The 23,487-nt window shown below is 59.5% G+C and carries 19 protein-coding genes, 1 tRNA gene and 1 pseudogene; 5 read left to right on the top strand and 16 right to left on the bottom strand.

What is annotated here, in order from left to right; genetic code table 11:
* The 5 genes and pseudogenes from P775_RS29910 to P775_RS15690 form a co-directional block, all read right to left on the bottom strand.
* Positions 1 to 61, bottom strand: a pseudogene (locus P775_RS29910) (GTP-binding protein); the annotation flags it as partial.
* Positions 62 to 146: 85 nt separating this feature from the next.
* Entirely contained in the window at positions 147 to 2,270 is a 2,124-nt protein-coding gene (gene fusA / locus P775_RS15705; protein WP_099911865.1) for an elongation factor G, read from the bottom strand.
* Between the two features lie 25 nt (positions 2,271 to 2,295).
* Entirely contained in the window at positions 2,296 to 2,766 is a 471-nt protein-coding gene (gene rpsG, locus P775_RS15700; RefSeq protein ID WP_099911864.1) for a 30S ribosomal protein S7, read from the bottom strand.
* Positions 2,767 to 2,778: 12 nt separating this feature from the next.
* On the bottom strand, positions 2,779 to 3,150 hold the full coding sequence (gene rpsL / locus P775_RS15695) for a 30S ribosomal protein S12 (RefSeq protein ID WP_005621086.1): 372 nt from the start codon (positions 3,148 to 3,150) through the stop codon (positions 2,779 to 2,781).
* A 514-nt stretch (positions 3,151 to 3,664) separates the two neighbouring features.
* On the bottom strand, positions 3,665 to 4,558 hold the full coding sequence (locus tag P775_RS15690) for a DMT family transporter (protein ID WP_099911863.1): 894 nt from the start codon (positions 4,556 to 4,558) through the stop codon (positions 3,665 to 3,667).
* A gap of 355 nt (positions 4,559 to 4,913) precedes the next feature.
* On the opposite strand from P775_RS15690, the gene P775_RS15685 reads away from it, so the two are divergent.
* Positions 4,914 to 5,909, top strand: a complete 996-nt coding sequence (locus tag P775_RS15685) for a sensor histidine kinase (RefSeq protein ID WP_180287463.1) — start codon at positions 4,914 to 4,916, stop codon at positions 5,907 to 5,909.
* Between the two features lie 114 nt (positions 5,910 to 6,023).
* Here P775_RS15685 and rpoC read toward each other — a convergent pair whose 3' ends face one another.
* From rpoC to secE, 8 genes are all read right to left on the bottom strand, one after another.
* On the bottom strand, positions 6,024 to 10,256 hold the full coding sequence (rpoC, locus tag P775_RS15680; RefSeq protein ID WP_099911861.1) for a DNA-directed RNA polymerase subunit beta': 4,233 nt from the start codon (positions 10,254 to 10,256) through the stop codon (positions 6,024 to 6,026).
* A 99-nt stretch (positions 10,257 to 10,355) separates the two neighbouring features.
* Complete coding sequence (rpoB, locus tag P775_RS15675; protein WP_099911860.1) at positions 10,356 to 14,495, bottom strand: DNA-directed RNA polymerase subunit beta; 4,140 nt, start codon at positions 14,493 to 14,495, stop codon at positions 10,356 to 10,358.
* Between the two features lie 259 nt (positions 14,496 to 14,754).
* Positions 14,755 to 15,132 carry a 50S ribosomal protein L7/L12 gene (gene rplL, locus P775_RS15670; protein ID WP_099911859.1) on the bottom strand — a complete coding sequence of 126 codons (378 nt, stop codon included), beginning with the start codon at positions 15,130 to 15,132 and terminating at the stop codon, positions 14,755 to 14,757.
* Between the two features lie 71 nt (positions 15,133 to 15,203).
* Positions 15,204 to 15,719, bottom strand: coding sequence for a 50S ribosomal protein L10 (rplJ, locus tag P775_RS15665; protein ID WP_099911866.1), 516 nt, complete (start codon positions 15,717 to 15,719; stop codon positions 15,204 to 15,206).
* Between the two features lie 257 nt (positions 15,720 to 15,976).
* Positions 15,977 to 16,675, bottom strand: a complete 699-nt coding sequence (gene rplA / locus P775_RS15660; protein ID WP_099911858.1) for a 50S ribosomal protein L1 — start codon at positions 16,673 to 16,675, stop codon at positions 15,977 to 15,979.
* A 1-nt stretch (position 16,676) separates the two neighbouring features.
* A complete protein-coding gene (gene rplK, locus P775_RS15655) occupies positions 16,677 to 17,126 on the bottom strand; it encodes a 50S ribosomal protein L11 (RefSeq protein WP_099911857.1) in 450 nt (149 codons plus the stop codon).
* A gap of 127 nt (positions 17,127 to 17,253) precedes the next feature.
* Positions 17,254 to 17,790, bottom strand: coding sequence for a transcription termination/antitermination protein NusG (gene nusG, locus P775_RS15650; RefSeq protein WP_099911856.1), 537 nt, complete (start codon positions 17,788 to 17,790; stop codon positions 17,254 to 17,256).
* Between the two features lie 245 nt (positions 17,791 to 18,035).
* The gene (gene secE, locus P775_RS15645) at positions 18,036 to 18,233 is read right to left on the bottom strand and encodes a preprotein translocase subunit SecE (RefSeq protein ID WP_099911855.1); all 198 of its coding nucleotides are present in this window, start codon (positions 18,231 to 18,233) and stop codon (positions 18,036 to 18,038) included.
* Positions 18,234 to 18,664: 431 nt separating this feature from the next.
* On the opposite strand from secE, the gene P775_RS15640 reads away from it, so the two are divergent.
* Positions 18,665 to 19,249, top strand: a complete 585-nt coding sequence (locus tag P775_RS15640) for a hypothetical protein (RefSeq protein ID WP_099911854.1) — start codon at positions 18,665 to 18,667, stop codon at positions 19,247 to 19,249.
* 279 nt (positions 19,250 to 19,528) lie between these two features.
* On the opposite strand, the gene P775_RS15635 is transcribed toward P775_RS15640, so the two are convergent.
* Positions 19,529 to 19,604, bottom strand: a tRNA-Trp gene (locus P775_RS15635).
* 551 nt (positions 19,605 to 20,155) lie between these two features.
* On the opposite strand from P775_RS15635, the gene P775_RS15630 reads away from it, so the two are divergent.
* Genes P775_RS15630 through P775_RS15620 form a run of 3 tightly spaced genes read left to right on the top strand, consistent with a single transcriptional unit; the run spans position 20,156 to position 20,894 of the window.
* Entirely contained in the window at positions 20,156 to 20,374 is a 219-nt protein-coding gene (locus tag P775_RS15630) for a hypothetical protein (protein ID WP_099911853.1), read from the top strand.
* Between the two features lie 41 nt (positions 20,375 to 20,415).
* Positions 20,416 to 20,634 (top strand): hypothetical protein, encoded by a 219-nt coding sequence (locus tag P775_RS15625; RefSeq protein WP_099911852.1) that lies wholly within the window; start codon positions 20,416 to 20,418, stop codon positions 20,632 to 20,634.
* Positions 20,635 to 20,675: 41 nt separating this feature from the next.
* Positions 20,676 to 20,894, top strand: coding sequence for a hypothetical protein (locus P775_RS15620; RefSeq protein ID WP_099911851.1), 219 nt, complete (start codon positions 20,676 to 20,678; stop codon positions 20,892 to 20,894).
* A 117-nt stretch (positions 20,895 to 21,011) separates the two neighbouring features.
* On the opposite strand, the gene P775_RS15615 is transcribed toward P775_RS15620, so the two are convergent.
* Positions 21,012 to 22,256 carry a CoA transferase gene (locus tag P775_RS15615; protein ID WP_099911850.1) on the bottom strand — a complete coding sequence of 415 codons (1,245 nt, stop codon included), beginning with the start codon at positions 22,254 to 22,256 and terminating at the stop codon, positions 21,012 to 21,014.
* Positions 22,253 to 23,095 (bottom strand): HTD2 family dehydratase, encoded by an 843-nt coding sequence (locus tag P775_RS15610; RefSeq protein WP_099911849.1) that lies wholly within the window; start codon positions 23,093 to 23,095, stop codon positions 22,253 to 22,255. Before P775_RS15610 ends, P775_RS15615 begins: the two co-directional genes overlap by 4 nt.
* Positions 23,096 to 23,487: the final 392 nt, after the last annotated feature.

Raw genomic sequence — 23,487 nt, 5'->3', positions numbered from 1 at the left:
CGTGACCAATCGTGCCGATGTTGCAGTGCGGCTTGTTACGTTCAAACTTTGCCTTTGCCATGATGGCCTCCTGTCTAGTCTGGGTGGCGGGGTGACCCCCGCCCTACGGGTGGTGGGTAGGGCGGGGTAACTCCCCGCCATCCCGTTTAAGCGTATTTCTTCTGGATCTCGTCCGAGATGTTCTGCGGCACCGGATCGTAATGGTCGAACTGCATCGTGAACTGCGCACGGCCCGAAGACATGGAGCGCAGGTTGTTGATGTAGCCGAACATGTTTGCCAGCGGAACCATCGCAGCGATCGCGACGGCATTGCCGCGCGGATCCTGACCCGTCACCTGACCACGACGCGAGGTAAGATCCCCGATCACGTTGCCAGTGTATTCTTCGGGCGTGATGACCTCGACCTTCATGATCGGCTCAAGCAGCTTCGCACCCGCCTTACGCATCCCTTCACGCATACCCATGCGGGCAGCGATCTCGAAGGCGAGGACCGAGGAGTCGACGTCGTGGTATTTGCCGTCGATCAGCATGACCTTGAAGTCGATGACCGGGAAACCTGCCAGCGGACCGGAGTCCATGACCGACTTGATCCCTTTTTCAACACCAGGAATGTATTCCTTGGGAACGGAACCACCAACGACTTTGGATTCGAAGGAATAGCCTTCGCCCGGCGCTGTTGGCGAAATAACCAGCTTGACCTCAGCGAACTGACCCGAACCACCCGACTGCTTCTTGTGGGTGTAGGTATGCTCGACCTCGTGACCGATGGTCTCGCGGTAGGCAACCTGCGGGGCGCCGATGTTGGCTTCGACCTTGAATTCACGCTTGAGACGGTCCACCAGAATGTCCAGGTGAAGTTCGCCCATGCCCTTCATGATCGTCTGACCGGACTCGATGTCGGTTTCGACGCGGAAGGAAGGATCTTCTGCCGCAAGGCGCTGGAGGCCTGTAGACATTTTTTCCTGGTCAGCCTTGGTCTTGGGTTCGATAGCGATCTCGATCACCGGATCGGGGAAGGTCATCGTTTCCAGAACCACCTGATGCTGGCTGTCAGACAGCGTGTCACCTGTGGTGGTGTCCTTCAGACCGGCCAGCGCGATGATGTCGCCTGCAAACGCCTCGTCGATCTCTTCGCGATCGATGGCGTGCATCATCATCATACGGCCAACGCGTTCCTTGCGGCCCTTGGTGGTGTTCAGGATCGCGTCGCCCTTCTTCATCTTGCCGGAATAGATCCGGGTGAAGGTCAGCGTGCCGACAAAGGGGTCGTTCATGATCTTGAAGGCCAGACCCGAGAAAGGCTCATCGTCGTCAGCGTGACGGGCGATATTGCGTGTCTCGGTCTCATCATCCGGAGAGAAGCCCATATAGGCGGGGACATCCAGCGGCGAGGGCAGGAAGTCGATCACAGCGTTCAGGAGGGGCTGCACGCCCTTGTTCTTGAACGCGGAGCCGGCTGTCACCGGCACAAAGGCCAGCGTCAGACAACCCTTGCGGATCAGCTTGCGCAGGGTGTCCTCATCCGGCATGACGCCATCGAGGTACTTTTCCATCGCATCATCGTCGACTTCGACCGCAACCTCGATGAGGTTTGCGCGCCATTCATCGGCCAGATCCTGAAGTTCTTCGCGGATCGGACGGCGGAACCAGGACGCGCCCAGATCTTCGCCTTCCCAGACCCATTCTTCCATCTTGATCAGGTCGATGATGCCTTCCAGCTTGTCCTCGGCACCAATCGGCAGAGCGATAGGCGCAGGGATCGCACCGGTGCGGTCCTTGATCATCTTGACGCAATTGTAGAAATCCGCGCCGATCTTGTCCATTTTGTTGACGAAGACGATCCGCGGAACCTTGTACCGGTCGGCCTGACGCCAAACGGTTTCGGTCTGCGGCTCGACGCCGGCGTTTGCATCCAGCAGGCAGATCGCGCCATCGAGAACGGCGAGCGAACGCTCGACCTCGATGGTGAAGTCCACGTGGCCGGGGGTGTCGATGATGTTGAAGCGGTACTTGGTATCAGACGTGCCTTCGAGAGTCGGATCTTCCTGGCGCTGCCAGAAAGTCGTCGTCGCAGCGGACGTGATCGTGATACCGCGTTCCTGCTCCTGCTCCATCCAGTCCATGGTCGCGGCGCCGTCGTGAACTTCGCCGATCTTGTGGGACTTGCCGGTGTAGAAAAGGATGCGTTCGGTCGTCGTGGTCTTGCCCGCGTCGATGTGGGCCATGATCCCGAAGTTCCGGTAGCGCGTCAGGGGATATTCGCGTGCCATGGGGGACAGTCCTTTTGACTAGGGGTTACCAGCGGTAATGGCTGAACGCTTTGTTTGCGTCTGCCATCTTGTGAGTGTCTTCACGCTTTTTCACGGCTGAGCCGCGCGAATTGACAGCATCCATGAGCTCGCCTGCAAGGCGCTCTTCCATGGTGTTCTCGTTCCGCTTGCGGCTGGCATCGATGAGCCAGCGGATCGCCAGAGCTTCGCGACGTTCGATGCGCACTTCGACGGGCACCTGATAGGTGGCACCACCGACGCGGCGCGAGCGCACTTCGATGCTCGGCTTGATGTTGTCGAGCGCTTCGTGGAACACTTCCACGGGGGCGCGCTTGATCTTGTCCTCAACCCGGGTGAGAGCGTTGTAGACGATGCTCTCGGCGACGGATTTCTTACCGTCAACCATCAGGTTGTTCATGAATTTGGTCAGGACCCGGTCACCATACTTGGCATCGGGGAGAACTTCGCGTTTTTCAGCGGCGTGACGACGAGACATTTATATACCCTCTTACTTCGGACGCTTCGCGCCATACTTGGAGCGACGCTGTTTCCGGTCCTTGACGCCCTGGGTATCCAGAACACCGCGCAGGATGTGATAACGCACACCGGGAAGGTCTTTTACACGACCGCCGCGAATCAGGACCACAGAGTGCTCCTGAAGGTTGTGGCTTTCGCCAGGAATGTAGCTGATGACCTCGAAGCCATTGGTCAGACGGACCTTGGCAACTTTCCGCATGGCCGAGTTCGGCTTTTTCGGTGTCGTTGTATAGACGCGTGTGCAGACGCCACGTTTCTGAGGGCATTGCTCTAGGTGCATCGACTTCGAGCGCTTGACTTTCGGCTGCCGCGGCTTGCGGATCAGCTGTTGGATCGTTGGCATTCCGGTTCTTTCCCCGTGTAGCTCACATATGTGGTGCACGAGTTTCCCCGTGCGGGTTTCAGGTTCAGCGCCTTGCGCGTCCGCAAGTCACCGTGTGCACGTTAGATGCACGTTATGGTCACGTCACGAAAGCATGCGACGCAAAAAACCGCATGCGTTCCCAATTTTGGGAACGACGCGGGGGTTTCCAGAGGATCGGGGCTTGTGGCCCGGATCTTGACCGCTTTAGTTCTGTAGATCGAATGTCGGATGCAATGCATCCCGTCTCCGAGATAGCGGGCGTATATGGGGAGTCGCAGGCCTTGTCAACAGCAGCACAAGGGGGCTGTTGACCATATTGGCCTTGATTTACAGCTGTGGCATCGCGGCCATGATCCGAGCGGATGGTCTGCCACGTGAGCTGTGGGCGCGCGCCCTTTTCCAGTCAGATTCTCTGCCGTGGCCCTTACAGGCCAGGACCGATGCACGCCAGCCCCCTGCCCCAATCGCGCGCGATCAGACAGGCGCTGTCGCCCTACCCCGCTGCACGCAGGCGCGCCCGCCTCAGCTGTGCCTCGCGCAGGAGGGTGAAGACGCCCGTCGCCACAATGATCGCCGCGCCCAGCAGGGTCAGCGGCCGTGGCCATTCGCCGAACAGCACAAGACCCAGCACCAGCGCCCAGAGCAGCCCGGTATACCGAAAAGGCGCGATGAAGCTGACATCGCCAACGCGCATGACCATGATGCTGAGGATATAGCCCACCACCACGCACAGGGCCGCAAGGACAACCAGCCCACCCAGCCAGGGTGTCAGGGGCACCCACTGCTCTTGCAGCGACAGGCAAAGCGCAAACAGCGTCACCGACAGCGCGGTGATCAGCGTGATGGTCAGGCTTGGCACCTCTTTGGAAAAGCGCCGGGTGACAAGGTCGCGCACGGTGACGCAGAGCACGGCGATCAGCGCATAGACCGTATAGGCGTTGAAGCCTTCGGTGCCCGGCTTCACGATCAGCAACATACCCACAAAGCCGATGGCAATGGCAACCCACCGCCGCCAGCCGACGTATTCGCGAAACACCAGCGCGCTGCCCAGGGTCACGGTCAGCGGCAGCATCTGCAACAGCGCGTTGATGTTGGCCAGCGGCATTTCGAACAGCGCCGTGAGGAAGAAATAGGCAGATCCCACTTCGGCCAGGGAGCGCAGGGTGACAAGCCCCCAGTCACGCCGCGACAGCCGCAGGGTCAGGGCACCAAGATGGCGGGCGATCAGGTAGATGGCCATGCTGGACAGCGCGCCGCGCAGGCTGAGGATCTGGCCCAGCGGCATCTGCCCCGCCGTCGCCTTGACCATCACATCGCCAAAGGAAAACGCGGTCATACCCGCCATCATCAACAGCGCGCCGCGGGTGTTGTCGGAAAGCTGTGTCATCAGTGCGGCCTTTCAAGCGTATCCCGTTCACATCAAAGCACCGCCAATCGCGCCCCGCGTCTGAGGGAGAGGCGGTAACGGGCGGTTCAGCTGGAACAGGACCTGCTTTAGCGAACCTTTTGCCTGGGCGGAATGGCACAAATACCGCAACACCTGAGGCAGGCCCAAAGCCGCGTCTGACCACATCGGCAAAGCAGATACACATGCGTCCCATGACGGGTAGGCGACATTCACCCATATTGCTCCATGAGATACGGAGTGTTAACCACACAACCTAGGCTTGCCGCGTCCAGAAATAGGTCTTTTGGTCAGTCCTGCGTCAGGCAAAATGGGTAACAGAAAGAACATTAAGGCCATGTCTGGCGTCAATTTGGATTTTACGGAAGTGTTCAAACACGTCCCTGCGCCCTGCCTCGTGCTGGATGTCCAGATGAGGATCGTCACTGCAACGGATACATATCTGGAAGATGTCGGTCGCACACTGGATGAGTTGAAAGGTATGTACGTCTTTGACGCCTTCCCGGAAAGTCCGGAGCGGGTCGCCATGTTCGGTGCCGCCTTTCAGCGGGCGCTGGACGGTGAAAAGAACACTCTGGTCGAAGTGCCCTTTGCCATCCCCACGGAAAACCCGGACGGCACCATGGGCTTGCGAGACGTCTGGTGGACCTGCACCCATAAACCCCTTCCCAGCCCTGACGGCCAGATCCGGCACATGATCCAGAAGGCGCAGGACGTCACCAAACAAGTGAAGGCCGAACAGCTGAAAAACGCAGTCGCCGCCGAATTGCAGCACCGTGTGGGCAATATTCTGGGTCTCGTGTCGGTCATCGCCCGGCGCACGGCGAACACGGCCGACGACCTGAAGGATTTCCTGAAACGGTTCGAGGGGCGTATTCAGGCCCTGGCGCGCACCCATTCCTATCTGACCGGAAACAACTGGGACCGCATGACCATCGAATCGATCCTGTCCCGCCAGCTGGCCGATCATTTTACCGTGGACAGCGGGCAGATCGACATGACCGGTGCCGAGATCCAGCTGAATGCGGATGAGGCACAGATCCTGACCCTTGCCGTGCACGAGCTGACCACGAATTCGCTCAAATACGGGGCGCTGAAGACCGCAGACGGGCGTCTGGCCATCGCATGGAACAAGGTCGGATCATCGGGTTTCAATCTGGAATGGCGCGAGGGCGGAATAACCGTCACCGAGATTCCGGACCGTACAGGTTTCGGGTCGATGATCCTGGATCAGATCGTGCCAAACCAGCTGCAGGCCGAAGCGGTACGGGAATTCGGATCGGAAAGCTTTGTCTATCGCCTGTCGGTGCCAAAGCGCGCGCTGCCGGGCTGACCTTCGCCACCTTGCCGGTGGCATCCAGACTGAACCGCACCAGACCCCGCCAATGAAAAGGCCCCCGTGCGATCTGCACGGGGGCCTTTGGTTTTCACGATCCAAAGCTCTGGATCAGTCGTTGCTGTCCGAGGGGCTGACCTTGAACGGGTCAGCCTGCACGGGTTCCGGCGTCGGCGCGGCCAGTGCGGCAGCGGCTTCGGCCTCGATCCGGCGGGCATCGACAACAACGGTATCGCGATCGGCCGCGATGCGGCGCATGCTTTGCGTGGCACCACCGGTACCGGCCGGGATCAGACGACCCACGATCACGTTCTCTTTCAGACCAACCAGCTTGTCCCGCTTGCCCTGAACCGAAGCTTCGGTGAGGACGCGCGTGGTTTCCTGGAAGGACGCCGCCGAGATGAAGCTGCGGGTTTGCAGCGACGCCTTGGTGATGCCCAGCAGGATCGGTTCGCCCTGTGCCGCACGACCGTTCTTCTTGATCGCCTTTTCGTTGGCGGCGTCGAACTCGGCCTTGTCGACATGTTCGCCCTTGAGCAGGGTGGTGTCGCCAGAATCCTGGATCTCCCACTTCTGCAGCATCTGACGCACAATGACCTCGACGTGCTTGTCGTTGATCTTGACGCCCTGCAGACGATAGACGTCCTGCACTTCGTCGATCATGTAGTTCGCCAGCGCCTCGATCCCCATGATGGCGAGGATGTCATGCGGCGCCGGGTTGCCGTCCATGATGTAGTCGCCCTTGGTCACATAGTCGCCTTCGGCAACCGGGATGTGCTTGCCCTTGGGGACCATGTATTCGACAGCTGTCAGGCTGTCGTCCACAGGCTCGATGCTGATGCGGCGCTTGTTCTTGTAGTCCTTGCCAAAGCGCACATAGCCGTCGATTTCCGCGATGATGGCGTGGTCCTTGGGGCGACGTGCCTCAAAGAGTTCGGCCACACGCGGCAGACCACCGGTGATGTCCTTGGTCTTGGCGCCTTCACGCGGAATACGCGCAACAACGTCACCTGCCTTGATGTCCTGGCCGTCTTCGACCGAGAGGATCGCGTCCACCGACATCGCATAGGTCACCGGGTTGCCCGCATCGTTGCGGACCGGTTCGCCATCGGTGTCGACCAGAATGATCTCTGGCTTGAGCTCGTTGCCCTTGGGGGCCGCGCGCCAGTCAGAGACGATCTTCTGGGTCATGCCGGTCGCATCATCCGTCTCTTCGCGCACGGCAATACCGTTGACGAGGTCGACGTGACGGACGGTACCGTCCTTTTCCGCGATGATCGGCAGGGTGTAGGGATCCCATTCGAATAGCTTGTCGCCGCGGGCAATGGTGTCGCCCTCTTTGACAAAGACCTTGGTGCCGTAGCCCAGCTTGTGGCTGGCCCGTTCGGCGCCATGTTCGTCCATGATCCGCAGCTTCATGTTCCGGCCCATGACCAGCGTTTCGCCGTTGGAATTCTCCAGCGTCAGCGCCTGTTCAAAGGCGATGATGCCCGACTGGGACGCTTCGAGGAAGGACTGCTGACCACCCTGAGCAACGCCGCCGATGTGGAAGGTCCGCATCGTCAGCTGTGTGCCAGGCTCACCGATCGACTGTGCAGCGATGATGCCGACAGCTTCGCCGTGGTTGACCAGCGTACCGCGTGCAAGGTCACGACCATAGCACATGGCGCAGACGCCTTCTTCGGCCTCGCAGGTCAGGGGCGAACGGATGCGCATGGTCTGCACGGCCGCCTCGTCCACGATATCTGCCAGACGTTCATCGATCAGCTGACCGTGCTTGATCAGCACCTCTTCGGTGCCCGGACGATACACGACCTCGGCCGTGACACGGCCCAGTACGCGTTCCGCCAGGGACGAGACAACCTCGCCATCGTTGACAGCCGCTTCGGCGGTGATCGCCTTGTCGGTGCCACAGTCCTTCATGCGCACGATACAATCCTGCGCGACGTCCACCAGACGACGGGTCAGATAGCCCGAGTTCGCCGTCTTCAGAGCGGTGTCGGACAGACCCTTACGGGCGCCGTGGGTCGAGTTGAAGTATTCAAGAACGGTCAGACCTTCCTTGAAGTTCGAGATGATCGGCGTCTCGATGATGTCGCCGTTCGGCTTGGCCATCAGGCCGCGCATGCCGCCCAGCTGTTTCATCTGCGTGACCGAGCCACGGGCACCGGAGTGCGCCATCATGTAGACCGAGTTCGGTTCCATTTCCGAGCCGTCCACATCGGTCTTGGAGGCCGAGATGGTCGACATCATCGCTTCGGTGACCTTGTCGTTACACTTGGACCAGGCATCGACAACCTTGTTGTACTTTTCGCCCTGAGTGATCAGGCCATCCATGTACTGCTGTTCGAAATCCTTGACCTGGGTGCGGGTCTCTTCGACGATCGGCCATTTGCTGTCGGGAACAACCATGTCGTCCTTACCGAAGGAAATGCCGGCCTTGAACGCCTCGCGGAAGCCCATGGTCATGATCTGATCGCAGAAAATGACCGACTCTTTCTGACCGCAATAGCGGTAGACGGTGTCGATGACCTTCTGAACGTCCTTCTTGCGCAGAAGATTGTTGACCAGATCAAACGGCGCCTTGGCGTTCATCGGCAGCAGGGCACCCAGACGCACACGACCCGGTGTGGTCTCGAAACGCTTGATAATCTCGTTGCCTTCTTCGTCGATCTGCGTGACGCGGCATTCGATCTTGGCGTGCAGATGCACCTCTTTCGAGTTCAGCGCATGTTCGACCTCTTCGATGGAAGAGAACTTCATGCCCTCGCCCTTCATGCCATCGCGGGCAATCGTGACGTAGTAGATGCCGAGAATCATATCCTGCGACGGAACGATGATCGGTGCGCCGTTGGCGGGCGACAGAACGTTGTTCGTCGACATCATCAGAACGCGCGCTTCCAGCTGGGCCTCAAGGCTCAGCGGGACGTGCACGGCCATCTGGTCACCGTCAAAGTCGGCGTTGAAGGCCGAACAGACCAGCGGGTGCAGCTGGATGGCTTTACCCTCGATCAGCATCGGTTCAAACGCCTGGATGCCCAGACGGTGCAGCGTCGGCGCACGGTTGAGCATGACGGGGTGTTCGCGGATCACCTCGTCTAGAATGTCCCAAACCTCGGGACGCTCTTTCTCGACCAGTTTCTTGGCCTGCTTCACGGTGCTCGACAGGCCCTTGGCCTCAAGCCGGGAGTAGATGAACGGTTTGAACAGTTCGAGCGCCATCTTCTTGGGCAGACCGCACTGGTGCAGCTTCAGTTCCGGGCCGGTCACAATGACCGAACGGCCGGAGAAGTCGACGCGCTTGCCCAAAAGGTTCTGACGGAAACGACCCTGCTTGCCCTTGAGCATGTCGCTCAGGGATTTCAGCGGACGCTTGTTTGCACCGGTGATGACACGACCGCGACGGCCGTTGTCGAACAGGGCGTCAACGGATTCCTGCAGCATCCGCTTTTCGTTGCGCACGATGATGTCGGGCGCACGCAGCTCGATCAGCCGCTTGAGACGGTTGTTACGGTTGATCACGCGGCGGTACAGGTCGTTGAGGTCGGAGGTCGCAAAGCGGCCACCGTCCAGCGGCACCAGCGGGCGCAGCTCGGGCGGGATGACCGGGATGACGGTCATGACCATCCATTCCGGGCGGTTGCCGGATTCCAGGAAGCTTTCAACCACCTTGAGGCGCTTGATGATCTTCTTGGGCTTCAGCTCGCCTGTGGCTTCCTTGAGGTCGGCGCGCAGGGTGTCGGCCTCTTGCTCAAGGTCAATCGCGGCCAGCATTTCGCGGATCGCTTCAGCGCCGATATTGGCGGTGAAGGCGTCCATGCCATACTGGTCCTGGGCATCCATGAACTCTTCTTCGGTCAGCATCTGACCGTAGGTGAGGTCGGTAAGGCCCGGTTCGATGACCACGTAGTTTTCGAAATACAGCACCCGCTCAAGATCACGCAAGGTCATGTCCAGCATGAGACCGATGCGCGAGGGCAGCGATTTCAGGAACCAAATGTGCGCGCAGGGAGCGGCCAGTTCGATATGGCCCATCCGCTCGCGGCGGACCTTCTGCAGGGTGACTTCGACGCCGCACTTTTCACAGACGACGCCGCGGTATTTCATGCGCTTGTATTTGCCGCAGAGGCATTCGTAATCCTTGATCGGGCCAAAGATACGCGCGCAGAACAGGCCGTCACGCTCGGGCTTGAACGTGCGGTAGTTGATGGTTTCAGGCTTCTTGATCTCGCCAAAGGACCAAGACAGGATCCGTTCCGGCGAGGCGAGCGAGACCTTGATCTCGTCGAACGTCTTTGCCGGAGCGACCGGGTTGAACGGGTTGTTTGTCAGTTCCTGGTTCATTTTGATACCTCGAATATCGGGTGGGACAGCTGGGATGGGTGCGAGGTTTTTCCTGCGAAAAACCTCGCTGCCAAAAATTTTCCGTAAAAATTCTTGGCTTTACTCATCCTCTTCCGCATCCAGGAGTTCCATGTTGAGGCCCAGACCCCGGACCTCCTTCACAAGCACGTTGAACGATTCCGGGATACCGGCCTCGAAGTTATCTTCGCCCTTGACGATCGATTCATAGACCTTGGTCCGGCCAGCCACGTCATCCGACTTGACCGTCAGCATTTCCTGCAGAGTGTAGGCGGCGCCGTAAGCTTCCAGAGCCCAGACTTCCATTTCCCCAAAGCGCTGACCACCGAACTGCGCCTTACCACCGAGCGGCTGCTGGGTGACCAGCGAGTACGGCCCTGTGGAACGCGCGTGGATCTTGTCATCCACAAGGTGGTGCAGTTTCAGCAGGTACTTCATCCCCACTGTCACCTTGCGCGAGAACTGCTCGCCCGAACGGCCATCAAACAGGATCGACTGACCCGACGTATCGAAACCAGCGCGACGCAGCGCATCGTTCACATCTGCCTCTTTCGCACCGTCAAAGACCGGCGTTGCGATCGGCACACCACGGGTCACGTTGCCCGCTGCTTCGACCAGATGCTCTTCGTCCATGCCAACGATGCCTTCTTCGTAGACATCATCCCCATAAGCGATGCGCATCGCCTCGCGCACGGGGGTCAGATCGCCAGAGCGCCGGTAATCCTGCAGCGCCTCGTCAATCTTGATGCCCAGACCGCGTGCGGCCCAGCCCATGTGCGTTTCAAGGATCTGACCGACGTTCATGCGCGACGGCACGCCCAGCGGGTTCAGACAGAAGTCGACCGGGGTACCATCCGCAAGGAACGGCATGTCCTCCATCGGAACAACCTTGGAGATAACACCCTTGTTGCCGTGACGACCGGCCATCTTGTCACCCGGCTGCAGCTTGCGCTTCACCGCGACAAAAACCTTGACCATCTTCATCACGCCCGGCGGCAGGTCGTCCCCACGGCGGACCTTCTCGACCTTGTCTTCGAAACGGGCATCAAGAGTGCGCTTCTGCGCCTCGTACTGCTCGTTCAGGGCCTCGACGATCTTGGCGTCATCCTCGTCCGACAGCGCCAGCTGCCACCACTGACCACGGGTCAGGGAAGACAACAGTTCCTCGGTGATCTCGGCATTCGGCTTGACGCCGCGCGGACCTTTGACGGCGATCTTGCCCAGGATCATCGTGCGCAGACGCGCATAGATGTTCCTGTCCAGGATCGCGAGTTCGTCGTCGCGGTCACGGGCCAGGCGTTCGACCTCTTCGCGTTCGATCTGCAGGGCGCGTTCGTCCTTTTCCACACCGTGGCGGTTGAACACACGCACTTCGACAACTGTGCCGTAATCGCCCGGCTTCACACGAAGTGAGGTGTCACGAACATCCGATGCCTTTTCCCCGAAGATGGCGCGCAGAAGCTTTTCTTCCGGCGTCATCGGGCTTTCACCCTTGGGGGTGATTTTCCCGACAAGGATGTCGCCCGGTTCCACATCCGCACCGATATAGACGATACCGGCTTCGTCGAGGTTGCGCAGGGCTTCCTCGCCGACGTTGGGAATGTCGCGGGTGATCTCTTCCGGCCCGAGTTTCGTGTCGCGCGCCGCCACTTCGAATTCCTCGATGTGGACAGAGGTGAACACGTCATCGCGCGAGATGCGTTCGGAAATCAGGATCGAGTCTTCGTAGTTGTAGCCGTTCCACGGCATGAAGGCGACCATGACGTTCTTGCCAAGCGCCAGTTCCCCCATATCGGTGGACGGGCCATCGGCGATCACTTCGCCCTTGGTCACCTGATCACCCACCTTCACCAGCGGACGCTGGTTGATGCAGGTGTTCTGGTTCGAACGCTGGAACTTGCGCATCCGGTAGATGTCGACGCCCGGATCGCCGGGTTCAAGGTCATCAGTCGCCCGCACAACGATCCGCATCGCATCGACCTGGTCGATGATACCAGTGCGTTTCGCCATGATGGCAGCGCCGGAATCCCGGGCCACGATCTCTTCGATCCCGGTGCCCACAAGCGGAGCTTCGGAGCGCAGGGTCGGAACGGCCTGACGTTGCATGTTCGAGCCCATGAGAGCGCGGTTGGCGTCGTCGTTTTCGAGGAACGGGATGAGCGAGGCCGCAACAGATACCAGCTGCTTCGGCGACACGTCGATCAGATCGACCATCTCGTTCGGGGACAAGGTGTAGTCGCCGGATTTCCGGGTGGACACCAGATCGTTTACGAAACGCATGTTCTCGTCGAGGTTGGCGTTCGCCTGCGCCACGGTGTGACGCATTTCCTCGGTCGCGGACATGTAGTGCACTTCGTCCGTCACCACCGAGTCCTTGACGACGCGGTAGGGAGTTTCGATGAAGCCGTATTTGTTCACGCGGGCAAAGGTCGCCAGCGAGTTGATCAGACCAATGTTCGGGCCTTCCGGCGTTTCAATCGGGCACATCCGACCATAGTGGGTCGGGTGAACGTCGCGGACTTCAAAGCCAGCGCGTTCGCGGGTCAGACCGCCCGGTCCAAGCGCAGACAGGCGGCGTTTGTGCGTCACTTCGGACAGCGGGTTGGTTTGGTCCATGAACTGCGACAGCTGCGAAGAGCCGAAGAATTCACGCACTGCAGCAGCAGCCGGTTTGGCGTTGATCAGATCCTGCGGCATCACCGTGTCGATTTCGACCGACGACATACGTTCCTTGATCGCGCGCTCCATACGAAGCAGCCCGACGCGGTACTGGTTTTCCATCAGCTCGCCGACCGAACGGACCCGGCGGTTGCCGAGGTGGTCGATGTCGTCGATGTCGCCGTGCCCGTCACGCAGATCGACAAGCGCCTTGATGCAGGCCACGATATCGTCGCGGTCGAGCGTGCGCTGGGTATCAGGCTTGTCGAGAGCGAGGCGCATGTTCATCTTGACCCGGCCAACAGCCGAAAGATCGTAACGCTCGGAATCAAAGAACAGCGTGTCGAACAGGTTCGACGCAGCCTCGACGGTCGGCGGCTCGCCGGGGCGCATGACGCGGTAGATGTCCATCAGCGCGGAATCGCGGTTCAGGTTCTTGTCCATCGCCATGGTCGAACGGATGTAGGCACCAACGGTGATGTTGTCGATGTCCAGAACCGGGATCTCGGTCACGCCGGCATCCACGAGTTCCTTGAGCGTGCCACCAGTGACATCGCCATCCTTGTCGACAGTCCAGGTCAGCTCATCACCGGCTTCGCAATAGATCGCGCCGGTTTCTTCGTTGATCATGTCCTTGGACACGAAACGGCCGACGATGTTGTCGAACGGCACCAGCAGGTTTGCGACCTTGCCGTCGTCGATCATCTGCTTGACCGCACGGGGGGTGATCTTCTTGCCGGCTTCGGCCAGAATCTCGCCCGAGTCTGCATCGACCAGATCAAAGGTCGGACGGGTGCCGCGCACACGTTCCGGGAAGAACTTGGTCACCCAGCCGCGCTGCCCATGGGCGGCGGTGAAGGTCACCGTGTTGAAATAGGCGTCCATGATCGCTTCCTGATCCATGCCGAGGGCATAGAGCAGCGTCGTCACCGGCAGTTTGCGGCGACGGTCGATACGCGCATAGACATTGTCCTTGGCGTCGAATTCGAAATCGAGCCAGGAGCCGCGATAGGGAATGATCCGGCAGGCGAACAGCAGCTTGCCTGAAGAATGCGTCTTGCCTTTGTCATGGTCAAAGAACACGCCCGGCGAACGGTGCATCTGGGACACGATCACACGTTCGGTGCCGTTGACGACAAAGGTGCCGTTGGGCGTCATCAGGGGCATGTCGCCCATGTAGACGTCCTGCTCCTTGATGTCCTTGACCGACTTCGCGCCTGTATCTTCGTCGATATCAAACACGATCAGACGCAGCGTCACCTTCAGCGGTGCGGCATAGGTCATGTCGCGCTGCTGGCATTCCTCGACGTCGTATTTCGGCTTTTCCAGCTCGTAGCTGACAAATTCCAGCACGGAGGTTTCGTTGAAATCCTTGATCGGGAAAACGGACTGGAACACGCCCTTGATGCCCTCGCCGTCCATGGGCGCGAGTTGGTCACCGGATTTCAGGAAAAGATCGTAAGAGGATTTCTGAACTTCGATCAGGTTCGGCATCTCCAGAACTTCACGGATTTTGCCGAAATATTTGCGAAGACGTTTCTGGCCAAGATAGCTTTTCGCCATGTCAGGTGTCACCTTTTCAGTTTCTCAACGGACGCGCAGCGCTGTCGGGCCACAGCGGCACGCCCATCAGAGACGGCGGAGATTCGATCTATTCATGGCGCCCGTCCCACCGAACGCCTCCCGATCCTTGAACCTCGCCTTAGAAAAGCCCTTTGTGCCATGCTGGCGGTAAGGGCCTCTCTGAGACAGGCTCGGCTGGACCCGGGAATGCCCGGATCCAGCCTGTGCAGTTATTCGATCCGGGCGTACCCGAAGCGGATTACTTGAGCTCGACTTCAGCGCCAGCTGCTTCGAGCTTGGCTTTGATTTCGTCAGCTTCGGCTTTCGAAACTTGCTCTTTGACAGCTTTGCCACCGGCTTCAACCAGGTCTTTGGCTTCTTTGAGGCCCAGACCGGTGATTGCGCGGACTTCCTTGATCACGTTGATCTTGGACGCGCCAGCCGATTTCAGGATGACGTCGAATTCGGTCTGCTCTTCAGCAGCAGCCGCGCCGGCATCTGCCGGGCCGGCCATCATGACCGCGCCACCGGCTGCGGGCTCAATGCCGTATTCGTCTTTGAGGATAGTTTTCAGTTCTTGTGCTTCCAGCAGCGTGAGGTTCACGATCTGCTCTGCAAGTGCTTTAAGATCAGCCATTGTGACTTCTTTCCGTATCTAAATGTGTTCCAACGTCGGGATTTCAACCCCACGATGATCCCATAGGTTGCTTACGCAGCCGCCTTGTCCTCGATTGTGGACAAGATGGATGCGATATTCGAAGCAGGTGCGCCAATGGCCCCGGCGATGTTCGATGCGGGTGCGCCGATACAGCCAACGATCGAAGCAATAAGCTCCTCGCGCGACGGCATCTTCGACACGGATTCCACACCGGCCCGGTCCAGAGCGTTCGGACCCATTGCCCCGCCAAGGATCTGGAACTTTTGGTTCCCCTTGGCAAAGTCCTCGGCTACCTTGGCTGCTGCCACGGGATCCTCGGAGAAGGTCAGAACGGTCATGCCCGTCAGAAAGTCAGCAATGCTTGCGCAGGGCTTTCCCTCAAGGGCGATCTTGGCGAGCCTGTTCTTGGCGACGCGTACGGACGTCTGGTTCGCGCGGGCGCGTCCCCGAAGATCCTGCATCTCTGCAACCGTGAGACCCTCGTAATGTGCTACCACCACGACGCCAGAGCTTTCGAAGATCTGGCCGAGTTCCTCGACCACTTTCTCTTTCTGGGCTCTATCCACAGTTTCACTCCAAATTTGGGGGTTTCCCCCCGGCTCATGTTCATCCCGCGTAGACATGCGGGACAGTCGGGTCCGTTGTTCAGGGTCCCGAGGCCTTGATCGCCCGAGGATCAAAGATCCGCGGTAATCTCGTCTCGTTTCCCATCTCAGGAAGGAATTATTCCGGGCATATCCCCGGAACCCTCCGTCTCGGACAGAACGGGGCCGATCATCTGGCCCCGTATTCGCCCCGAGCCTTGCGGCCCGGGACCAATCTCTTATTCGGCGTTCGCGGTTGCGACGTCAACAGTGACGCCCGGGCCCATGGTCGAGCTCAGCGCGATACGCTTCATGTAGGTGCCTTTGGCGCCAGCAGGGCGGGCCTTGGACACGGCAGACACGAATGCCTTGATGTTCTCGACCAGCTTGGCTTCGTCGAACGAAACCTTGCCAACGCCTGCGTGTACCACACCGGCCTTTTCAGCCTTGAACTGAACCTGTCCGCCTTTAGCGGCCTCGACAGCCTCTTTGACGTCCATGGTCACAGTGCCAACGCGGGGGTTCGGCATCAGGTTGCGCGGGCCCAGGATCTTGCCCAGACGGCCGACGATCGACATCATGTCCGGCGTTGCGATGCAACGGTCGAACTCGATCTTGCCCGACTGGATGGTTTCCATCAGGTCCTCGGCGCCGACGATGTCTGCGCCTGCTGCGGTCGCTTCGTCAGCCTTGGGGCCACGGGCGAAGACAGCAACGCGAACGGTTTTGCCGGTTCCGTTGGGCAGACCAACAACACCACGGACCATCTGGTCTGCGTGACGCGGGTCAACACCAAGGTTCATGGCAATCTCGACGGTTTCGTCGAACTTGACGTTCGAATTCGCCTTGATAAGCTTTACGGCTTCTTCGACAGAGACATCCTCTTTGCCGGCAAAAGCTTCACGGGCGGAGCGGGTGCGTTTTCCAAACTTAGCCATCTTACTTAACCTCGATGCCCATGGACTTTGCGGAGCCCAGAATAATCTGCATGGCTGCCTCAACGTCGTTCGCGCTCAGGTCCTTCATTTTTGCTTCAGCGATCTCGCGCACTTGCGCAACGGTCACGGAGGCAACGGTCTCACGACCCGGCAGGGGCGAACCCTTGGGGCGGTTCCGTTTGCCGACGGGCTTCATGCCAGCGGCCTTCTTGAGGTAATAAGACGCAGGAGGCGTCTTGATTTCCATCGTGAAGGACTTGTCCTGATAATAGGTGATCAGGGTCGGGCACGGAGCGCCGGGCTCCATTTCCTGCGTCTTGGCGTTGAACGCCTTGCAGAATTCCATGATGTTGAGACCGCGCTGGCCCAGCGCCGGACCCACGGGTGGGCTCGGGTTGGCCTGGCCGGCCTTGATTTGCAACTTCATCTTGCCAGCAAGCTTCTTTGCCATCTGGCTACTCCTTTATATCCAACAGCCCCCTGACGCGTCAGATGGGGCCTTTTCGTTGCCGTGGTGCGGTCCGGACATCGCGATGCCCTCGCCTCCCACGCTTCCAGCACCAGAAGGTGCCCTACCCTCAGGCCCCCTGCTTGGTGACCTGAGTGAATTCCAGCTCGACCGGGGTTTCCCGGCCAAAGATCGACACCGCCACCCGCAGGCGCTGGTGCTCTTCGTCGACACCTTCGACCATGCCGTCGAAATCTTCGAACGGGCCGTCGTTGACCTTGACCCGCTCACCGATTTCAAAGTGGATCAGCGTGCGCGGGCTGTCTTCGCCTTCCTGCACGCGACCCAGGATCGCTGTCACTTCGGAATCGCGCATCGGCATCGGACGCCCCTGCGGACCCAGAAAACCGGTGACGCGGTTGATCGAGTTGATCAGGTGATAGCCCTTGTCCGACATCTCCATCCGCACCAGAACGTACCCGGGCATAAAGCGCCGCTCGGTCGTGACCTTCTTGCCGCGGCGAATCTCGATCACCTCTTCGGTCGGCACCAGAACCTCTTCGATCTGGTCGTGAAGCTGCTGCTCCTCAACCGCCGTCCGGATCTGTTCGGCAATCTTCTTCTCGAAGTTCGAGAGCACGCTTACCGAATACCACCGCTTCGCCATCTGGCCTCAACCCTTGTTCCTGCACCGCCATGCTGCGGTGTCTTGTCTGTCTGCCCCCGTTACTGGCGGCGCCCAAACGAAAATAAAATCGGCGCGCAATACGAATCATTGCACGCCCGTTTCGCAAGGTGTCGTGTCCACTACTCGCCGCGCCCGTTTAATTCAAGTGCCGAGGCGCGCTTTTCGTCACGAATGGCCACACTCAGGCCACAACACGCCGACCCGATCCGGATCAGATCGCAGGATCAGCCGAAAAAGTTCAACACGAACTGCAGACCTTCGCGGATCAGAATATCGACCGTGGCAAAGAAGATCGCGGTAAGCGTCGCCATGATAAAGACCATGACGGTCGTCAACACGACTTCGCGCCGTGTCGGCCAAGAAACCTTGCTCACTTCGGCGCGTACCTGCTGTACGAACTGGATCGGATTTGTTCTGGCCATGGCTCTTCTCTGCTTGCGGTTCCGCGCCACATACGCGTCGGCGCGCCGGGATTCAAGAGCGGGGTTTGGTGCCGACCTTTTGTGCCCTCGCCCGCGAGCATGTATAGGAATGGACCGCCTTGTGTACGCAACAGCGCGATCTCGCGCCCGTCTGCGTCCCCGCGCCTCGCGCTGCTGCGACCGTGGGCGCTCAAGCGGACACATTTCTGATGATCGCGCCGCTTGATCACACCTTCGTTACGCCAGGTAATATCGGGAACAATTCATCGCCTCGACGTGCGTGACCCTCACCTCACGAAAACCTCTTTTTTCTGTCACATCAACGTGTTCGGCAACAGAATTCCCGGAACCAATCCCGGGGTTGACGGTTGTGTGGTCATACAAATCGCGGCTCAGATGTCGCGATGGACCGAAATGTAAGGAGTACCTTTATGAAACGTCTTATGATCGCAACCGCCCTGACCGCCAGCCTGTCGACCGCCGCCTTTGCTGCAACTGAAGCGGAAGTTGCGCAAATTCAGGCATTGATGCCGAACGTCGATGCGTCGACCCTGTCGGATACCGAAGTGGCAAACGCGATGGCCGTGATTTCCAGCTCCAGCCCCCGCACCACCAAGATGAACCGATTGAACGATCTGTTCAGCACAGATATGACGGTGACCATGGCCGCGACCCCGACAGAGGCACAGTTTGCCCAGATCGAGCGCTATGCACCGGATGTGGACTACACGACTGTGACCCAAGCTCAGGTGGACACGGCCCTGAACTACATCAACAGCGATATGTCCGATTCTGACATTGCGGCTAACGTGAAAACAGTGATGATGGATGACGGCACGCGTATCAGCGAAGTGAACACCGCGACGGCAGCGGAACAGGCCATTCTCCAGCGCTATCTGCCCGAGATGACCGTTGATACCCTGACCGAAGCACAGCTCAACAGCGCCCTTGCTGTCGTCTACTCCGGCGGCAACGAATCGGACATCAGCCAAAGCCTTGAAGCAATGGTGAACTGATTTCAGTCAAGACATCGTTCATGATCGACTCGTAAGGCGATCACGTGCCGGGAAAGGGTCATCTTCGGATGGCCCTTTTCTTTTGGCCTCTGCCAGGCTGCGGCCTTTGGGCTGCGCAGGGCCAGAACCTTTTACGACCTGCCCGCGCCCAACACGTCTGAAACACGGCGGCAACAGCGGCCCGTCCGGCCTGCTGCGACAGACACACCCAGCCCAGTATCGCAAACACGACTACGGGCCCCGTGGGGCATCTCATTTCATTTTCATATTTAAGAGAACTGGCAGGGGCATGGAGACTCGAACTCCAGACCTACGGTTTTGGAGACCGTCGCTCTACCAACTGAGCTATACCCCTATCGCCGAGCCGTGGACTAAGCCAACCGGCAGACGAAATCAAGAGCCTTTCGAAGGTTTCCCGCCAATCTCTGCCCATACGCCTTGCCCGATATTTGCAGAAGGTGACACGCCCTCTCGCGGGAAAGCCCGTACAGACCGCCCCGGCAGAGGGGCAAGAGCGCCAGGGCCACAGGGGCTTTGGCGCTACGGCCGACATGTTTAGCGCAATTTCGCCACGGGCATCCTCCTAAACAAGAGGAATTGCGCGGCTCACTTTATGGTGACAACGCTCTGATCTGTCCGCAAACCGACCTGCCTCACAGAGGTCGGGATGGGCTGAAACCTCTGCGAAGGCACCTAATTGCCTTTAACATAAGACCCGCACTTTGACTGTGCATTTGCGCACGCTAAGCGTATAAAACCTTTTTATATCAAGGGCAAAAGCGCGTGATCTGGCGCGCGTTTTTTGTGATTTCACACTGGGCCCCAGCCTCCCTATCTCTCAGTCATCGGCAGCAACCGCTGGCCCAGACATCCGCCCAGACGGGCGACAAACCAAGGTAATAGAACATGAAACGCACTCTTATCCTCTCCGCCCTCGCACTCTCCACTCTGGCCGGTGTCGCATCGGCAGCCACCCCCGCAGATCAGGCGATCCTGCAGCGCTACGCACCGAATGTCGAAGTTGCAGCACTCACCGATGCACAGGTCAGCAACCTGCTGAACATCGTCGCATCCGGTGACTCCGCCAGCGACAAGCGCACCCTGATCCAGAACTTCGTCAACTGAGCGACGACACACAACATTTTCTCCCTCGAAAGGAACACATCATGAAACGTACCCTTATCCTCTCCGCCCTCGCACTCTCCACTCTGGCCGGTGTCGCATCGGCAGCCACCCCCGCAGATCAGGCTATCCTGCAGCGCTACGCACCGAATGTCGAAGTCGCGACCCTGACAGACGCACAGGTCAGCAACCTGCTGAACATCGTCGCATCCGGTGACTCCGCCAGCGACAAGCGCACCCTGATCCAGAACTTCGTCAACTGAGCGACGACACACAACAGTCTCTCCCTCGAAAGGAACACATCATGAAACGCACTCTTATCCTCTCCGCTCTCGCACTCTCCACTCTGGCCGGTGTCGCATCGGCAGCCACCCCCGCAGATCAGGCGATCCTGCAGCGCTATGCACCCAACATCGAAGTCGCGACCCTGACCGATGCACAAGTCAGCAACCTGCTGAACATCGTCGCATCCGGCGATTCCGAAGGCGACAAGCGCACGCTGATCCAGCACTTCGTCAACTAAGCAACGACGTTTCAACCCGACGATATTTTCCGTCCTGCGCCCACAAAAGCGGGACGGAAAAACCTCAAAAGGCCGCCTCTGCACAAGAGACGGCCTTTTGCTTGTCCGCATCCGGCCTCAGGCCGCCGTGCGGCAGGACCTGCGCGGCGCCGCCGACTGGACGATCCCGGCATCGAACAGCCCGGCAATCTCGGTATCGCTCAGGCCCACGACATCCCCCAGAATTTCTTCTGTATGCGCCCCCAATGCCGGGGCGGGCACCGGATCCGTCCGGGCATAGCCCGAAAAGTTGAGCGGCGATCCCGGCACCGGATAGCGCCCCACCCCGGGGTGATTGAGCACCCGGAACATCGGATTGTCCTCGGACAGATCCGGATCTTCGGCCAGCGCCTCTGGGATGCTGCGGAACTGTGACCACGTGACCCCCGCCTTGTCACACTCTTGTCCGGCAACCTTGCTGGGGCGCACCGCGAACCAGGGTTTCAGGATGCCGGTGATGTCATGGCGCAGGGCAAACCGCGCGCCTTCGTCACACAGATCCCGCCCGGTGCAATCCGCCAGACGCGCCATCGCGGCTTCGGTCCCGGTCATGCGCACCAACCCCAGCCACTGCCGTTCCGTCAGGCCGATCACCATGATCCGCTTGCCATCGCTGCAGACAAAATCCTGACCATAGGCACCATAAAGCGCATTGCCGCTCTTGCCGCGCGCCTTGCCGGTCAGCGCCGCCTCGGCGATCAGGCCCAGATGGCCGATGGTGGCCGCCGCGACGTCCTTGAGCGAAAAGGTTACATCCTGCCCCGTACCACGACGCAGCCGGTTACGCTCTGCCGCCAGCAGCGCGGACACCACCATCTGCCCGGCGGCAACATCCCAAGCGGGCAGCGCATGGGCGACCGGGTCAGCATATCCTTCCGGGCCGGTCATATGCGGAATGCCCAAGCTGGGGTTGACGGTGTAATCCACCTGCGGATGCCCCTGCCGGTCGCCGGTCAGTGTGACGGTGATCATATCCGCACGATGCTGCGACAGGCTGGCGTGATCCAGCCAGCCCTTGACGGCAAGGTTTGTGATGAACAGCCCGGCATCTTCACCCGGGGCGGTGACGATCCGGGTGATCAGCTCTTTACCTTGGGCGGATTTCATATCCACGGCGATGGATTTCTTGCCCTTGTTCAGCCCGTCCCAGAACAGGCTCTGCCCGTTCGGCGCCACAGGCCAGCGGGTGTGATCCAGCCCGCCACCGATGCGGTCAAAGCGGATCACCTCGGCCCCCATCTGCGCCAGCGTCATGCCGGCAAGGGGCACGGCGACAAAAGCCGAACTTTCGACGACGCGCATGCCCTTGAGTATCTGGCTCATGGTAACTCCTCCCAACTGGCCGTGGCTTGCATGTTCTGATGTGTATCACCCGTGGCAGTGCACATTTTCAAAGAGCCATCCTCCTGCCCCTCTGCCAGAACCCGCAGGGTGTCGTGATGGAACATCGGCGACACAGAGCGGAATTTGAAATCGCTGGGCGGCATGCCCCGATACCGGTGCGCCGCGTCGATCAGATAGGTCGCCTGCAGCGGACCATGCACGATCAGCGCGGGGTATTTCTCGACCTCGGCGGCATAGGTGCGGTCATAATGGATGCGATGCGCATTAAAGGTGCAGGCGGAATAGCGAAACAGCAGCGCCTCTGACATCTCCTGCGCCTCGTCAATCACCAGATCCGTTGGCACCGGAATGGCTTTAGGGGGCTGAAACGTGTCCGGCATGGGCAGATAGACGATGTCCTGCCGTTCCGACAGGGCAAGACCGCTTTCGCCCGAAATCTCGTACTGCACGGTGACAAAAACCATCTGCCCCGTGCCGCCGGATTTTTCCACCACATCCGATATCCGGGCATGGGCTGTCAGACGCTCACCCACATGCAGCGGGCGGTGAAAACGCAGCGCGCCGCCCGCCCGCATCCGGCGCGGCAGATCGATGGGCGGCAGAAATCCCCCCAGCTTCGGATGACCATCACTGCCCAGTTCGGACATCGCCGCCAACGCCGGAAAGGCAGCCCAATGCCAGAGCTGCGGCAACACATCCCCCTCTTGCGGCGGCGGCTGGTTCAATGTCGCGGCCATCATAGCGGCAAGGCCCGGCTCAAGCCGCGCCTGCACCACGTCCTCCCGCCCGATCCAGTCCGCTGCTGTCACTTTGTTCATGCCAATCCCTTGCTATATCTGGCAGCGAAAATGACAGAGTTTCCAATAAAATCAAATGATTTTAATGAGTTAACAGGATACGACGGTATACCGGTGCCGCGCACAGACCGCGGCTCAACAGCCTAACCCTTGATGCAAAAGGCAGTTTCGCGATGCTGCACTTGCACATCGAGCGCGAAATAAAGTTTCCCTGCATAGCATTTAATAAACCTAATATGACCAGACCCGGCATTCTAGCCCAAAGCAGAAGGCCTCGGCGTGAACCAAGGCCTTCTGTAGCTTGGGGTGCGTGATCTCACGCACCCCGTTCTGTTGTAGTCGGGATGCCCGATTACTCGAGGATTTTGGAGACGACGCCCGAACCGACGGTGCGGCCGCCTTCGCGGATGGCG

This window comes from Puniceibacterium antarcticum (genome assembly GCF_002760615.1).
Taxonomy (GTDB): Bacteria; Pseudomonadota; Alphaproteobacteria; order Rhodobacterales; family Rhodobacteraceae; genus Puniceibacterium; species Puniceibacterium antarcticum.
This window is presented reverse-complemented; position numbering and strand designations above follow the sequence as displayed.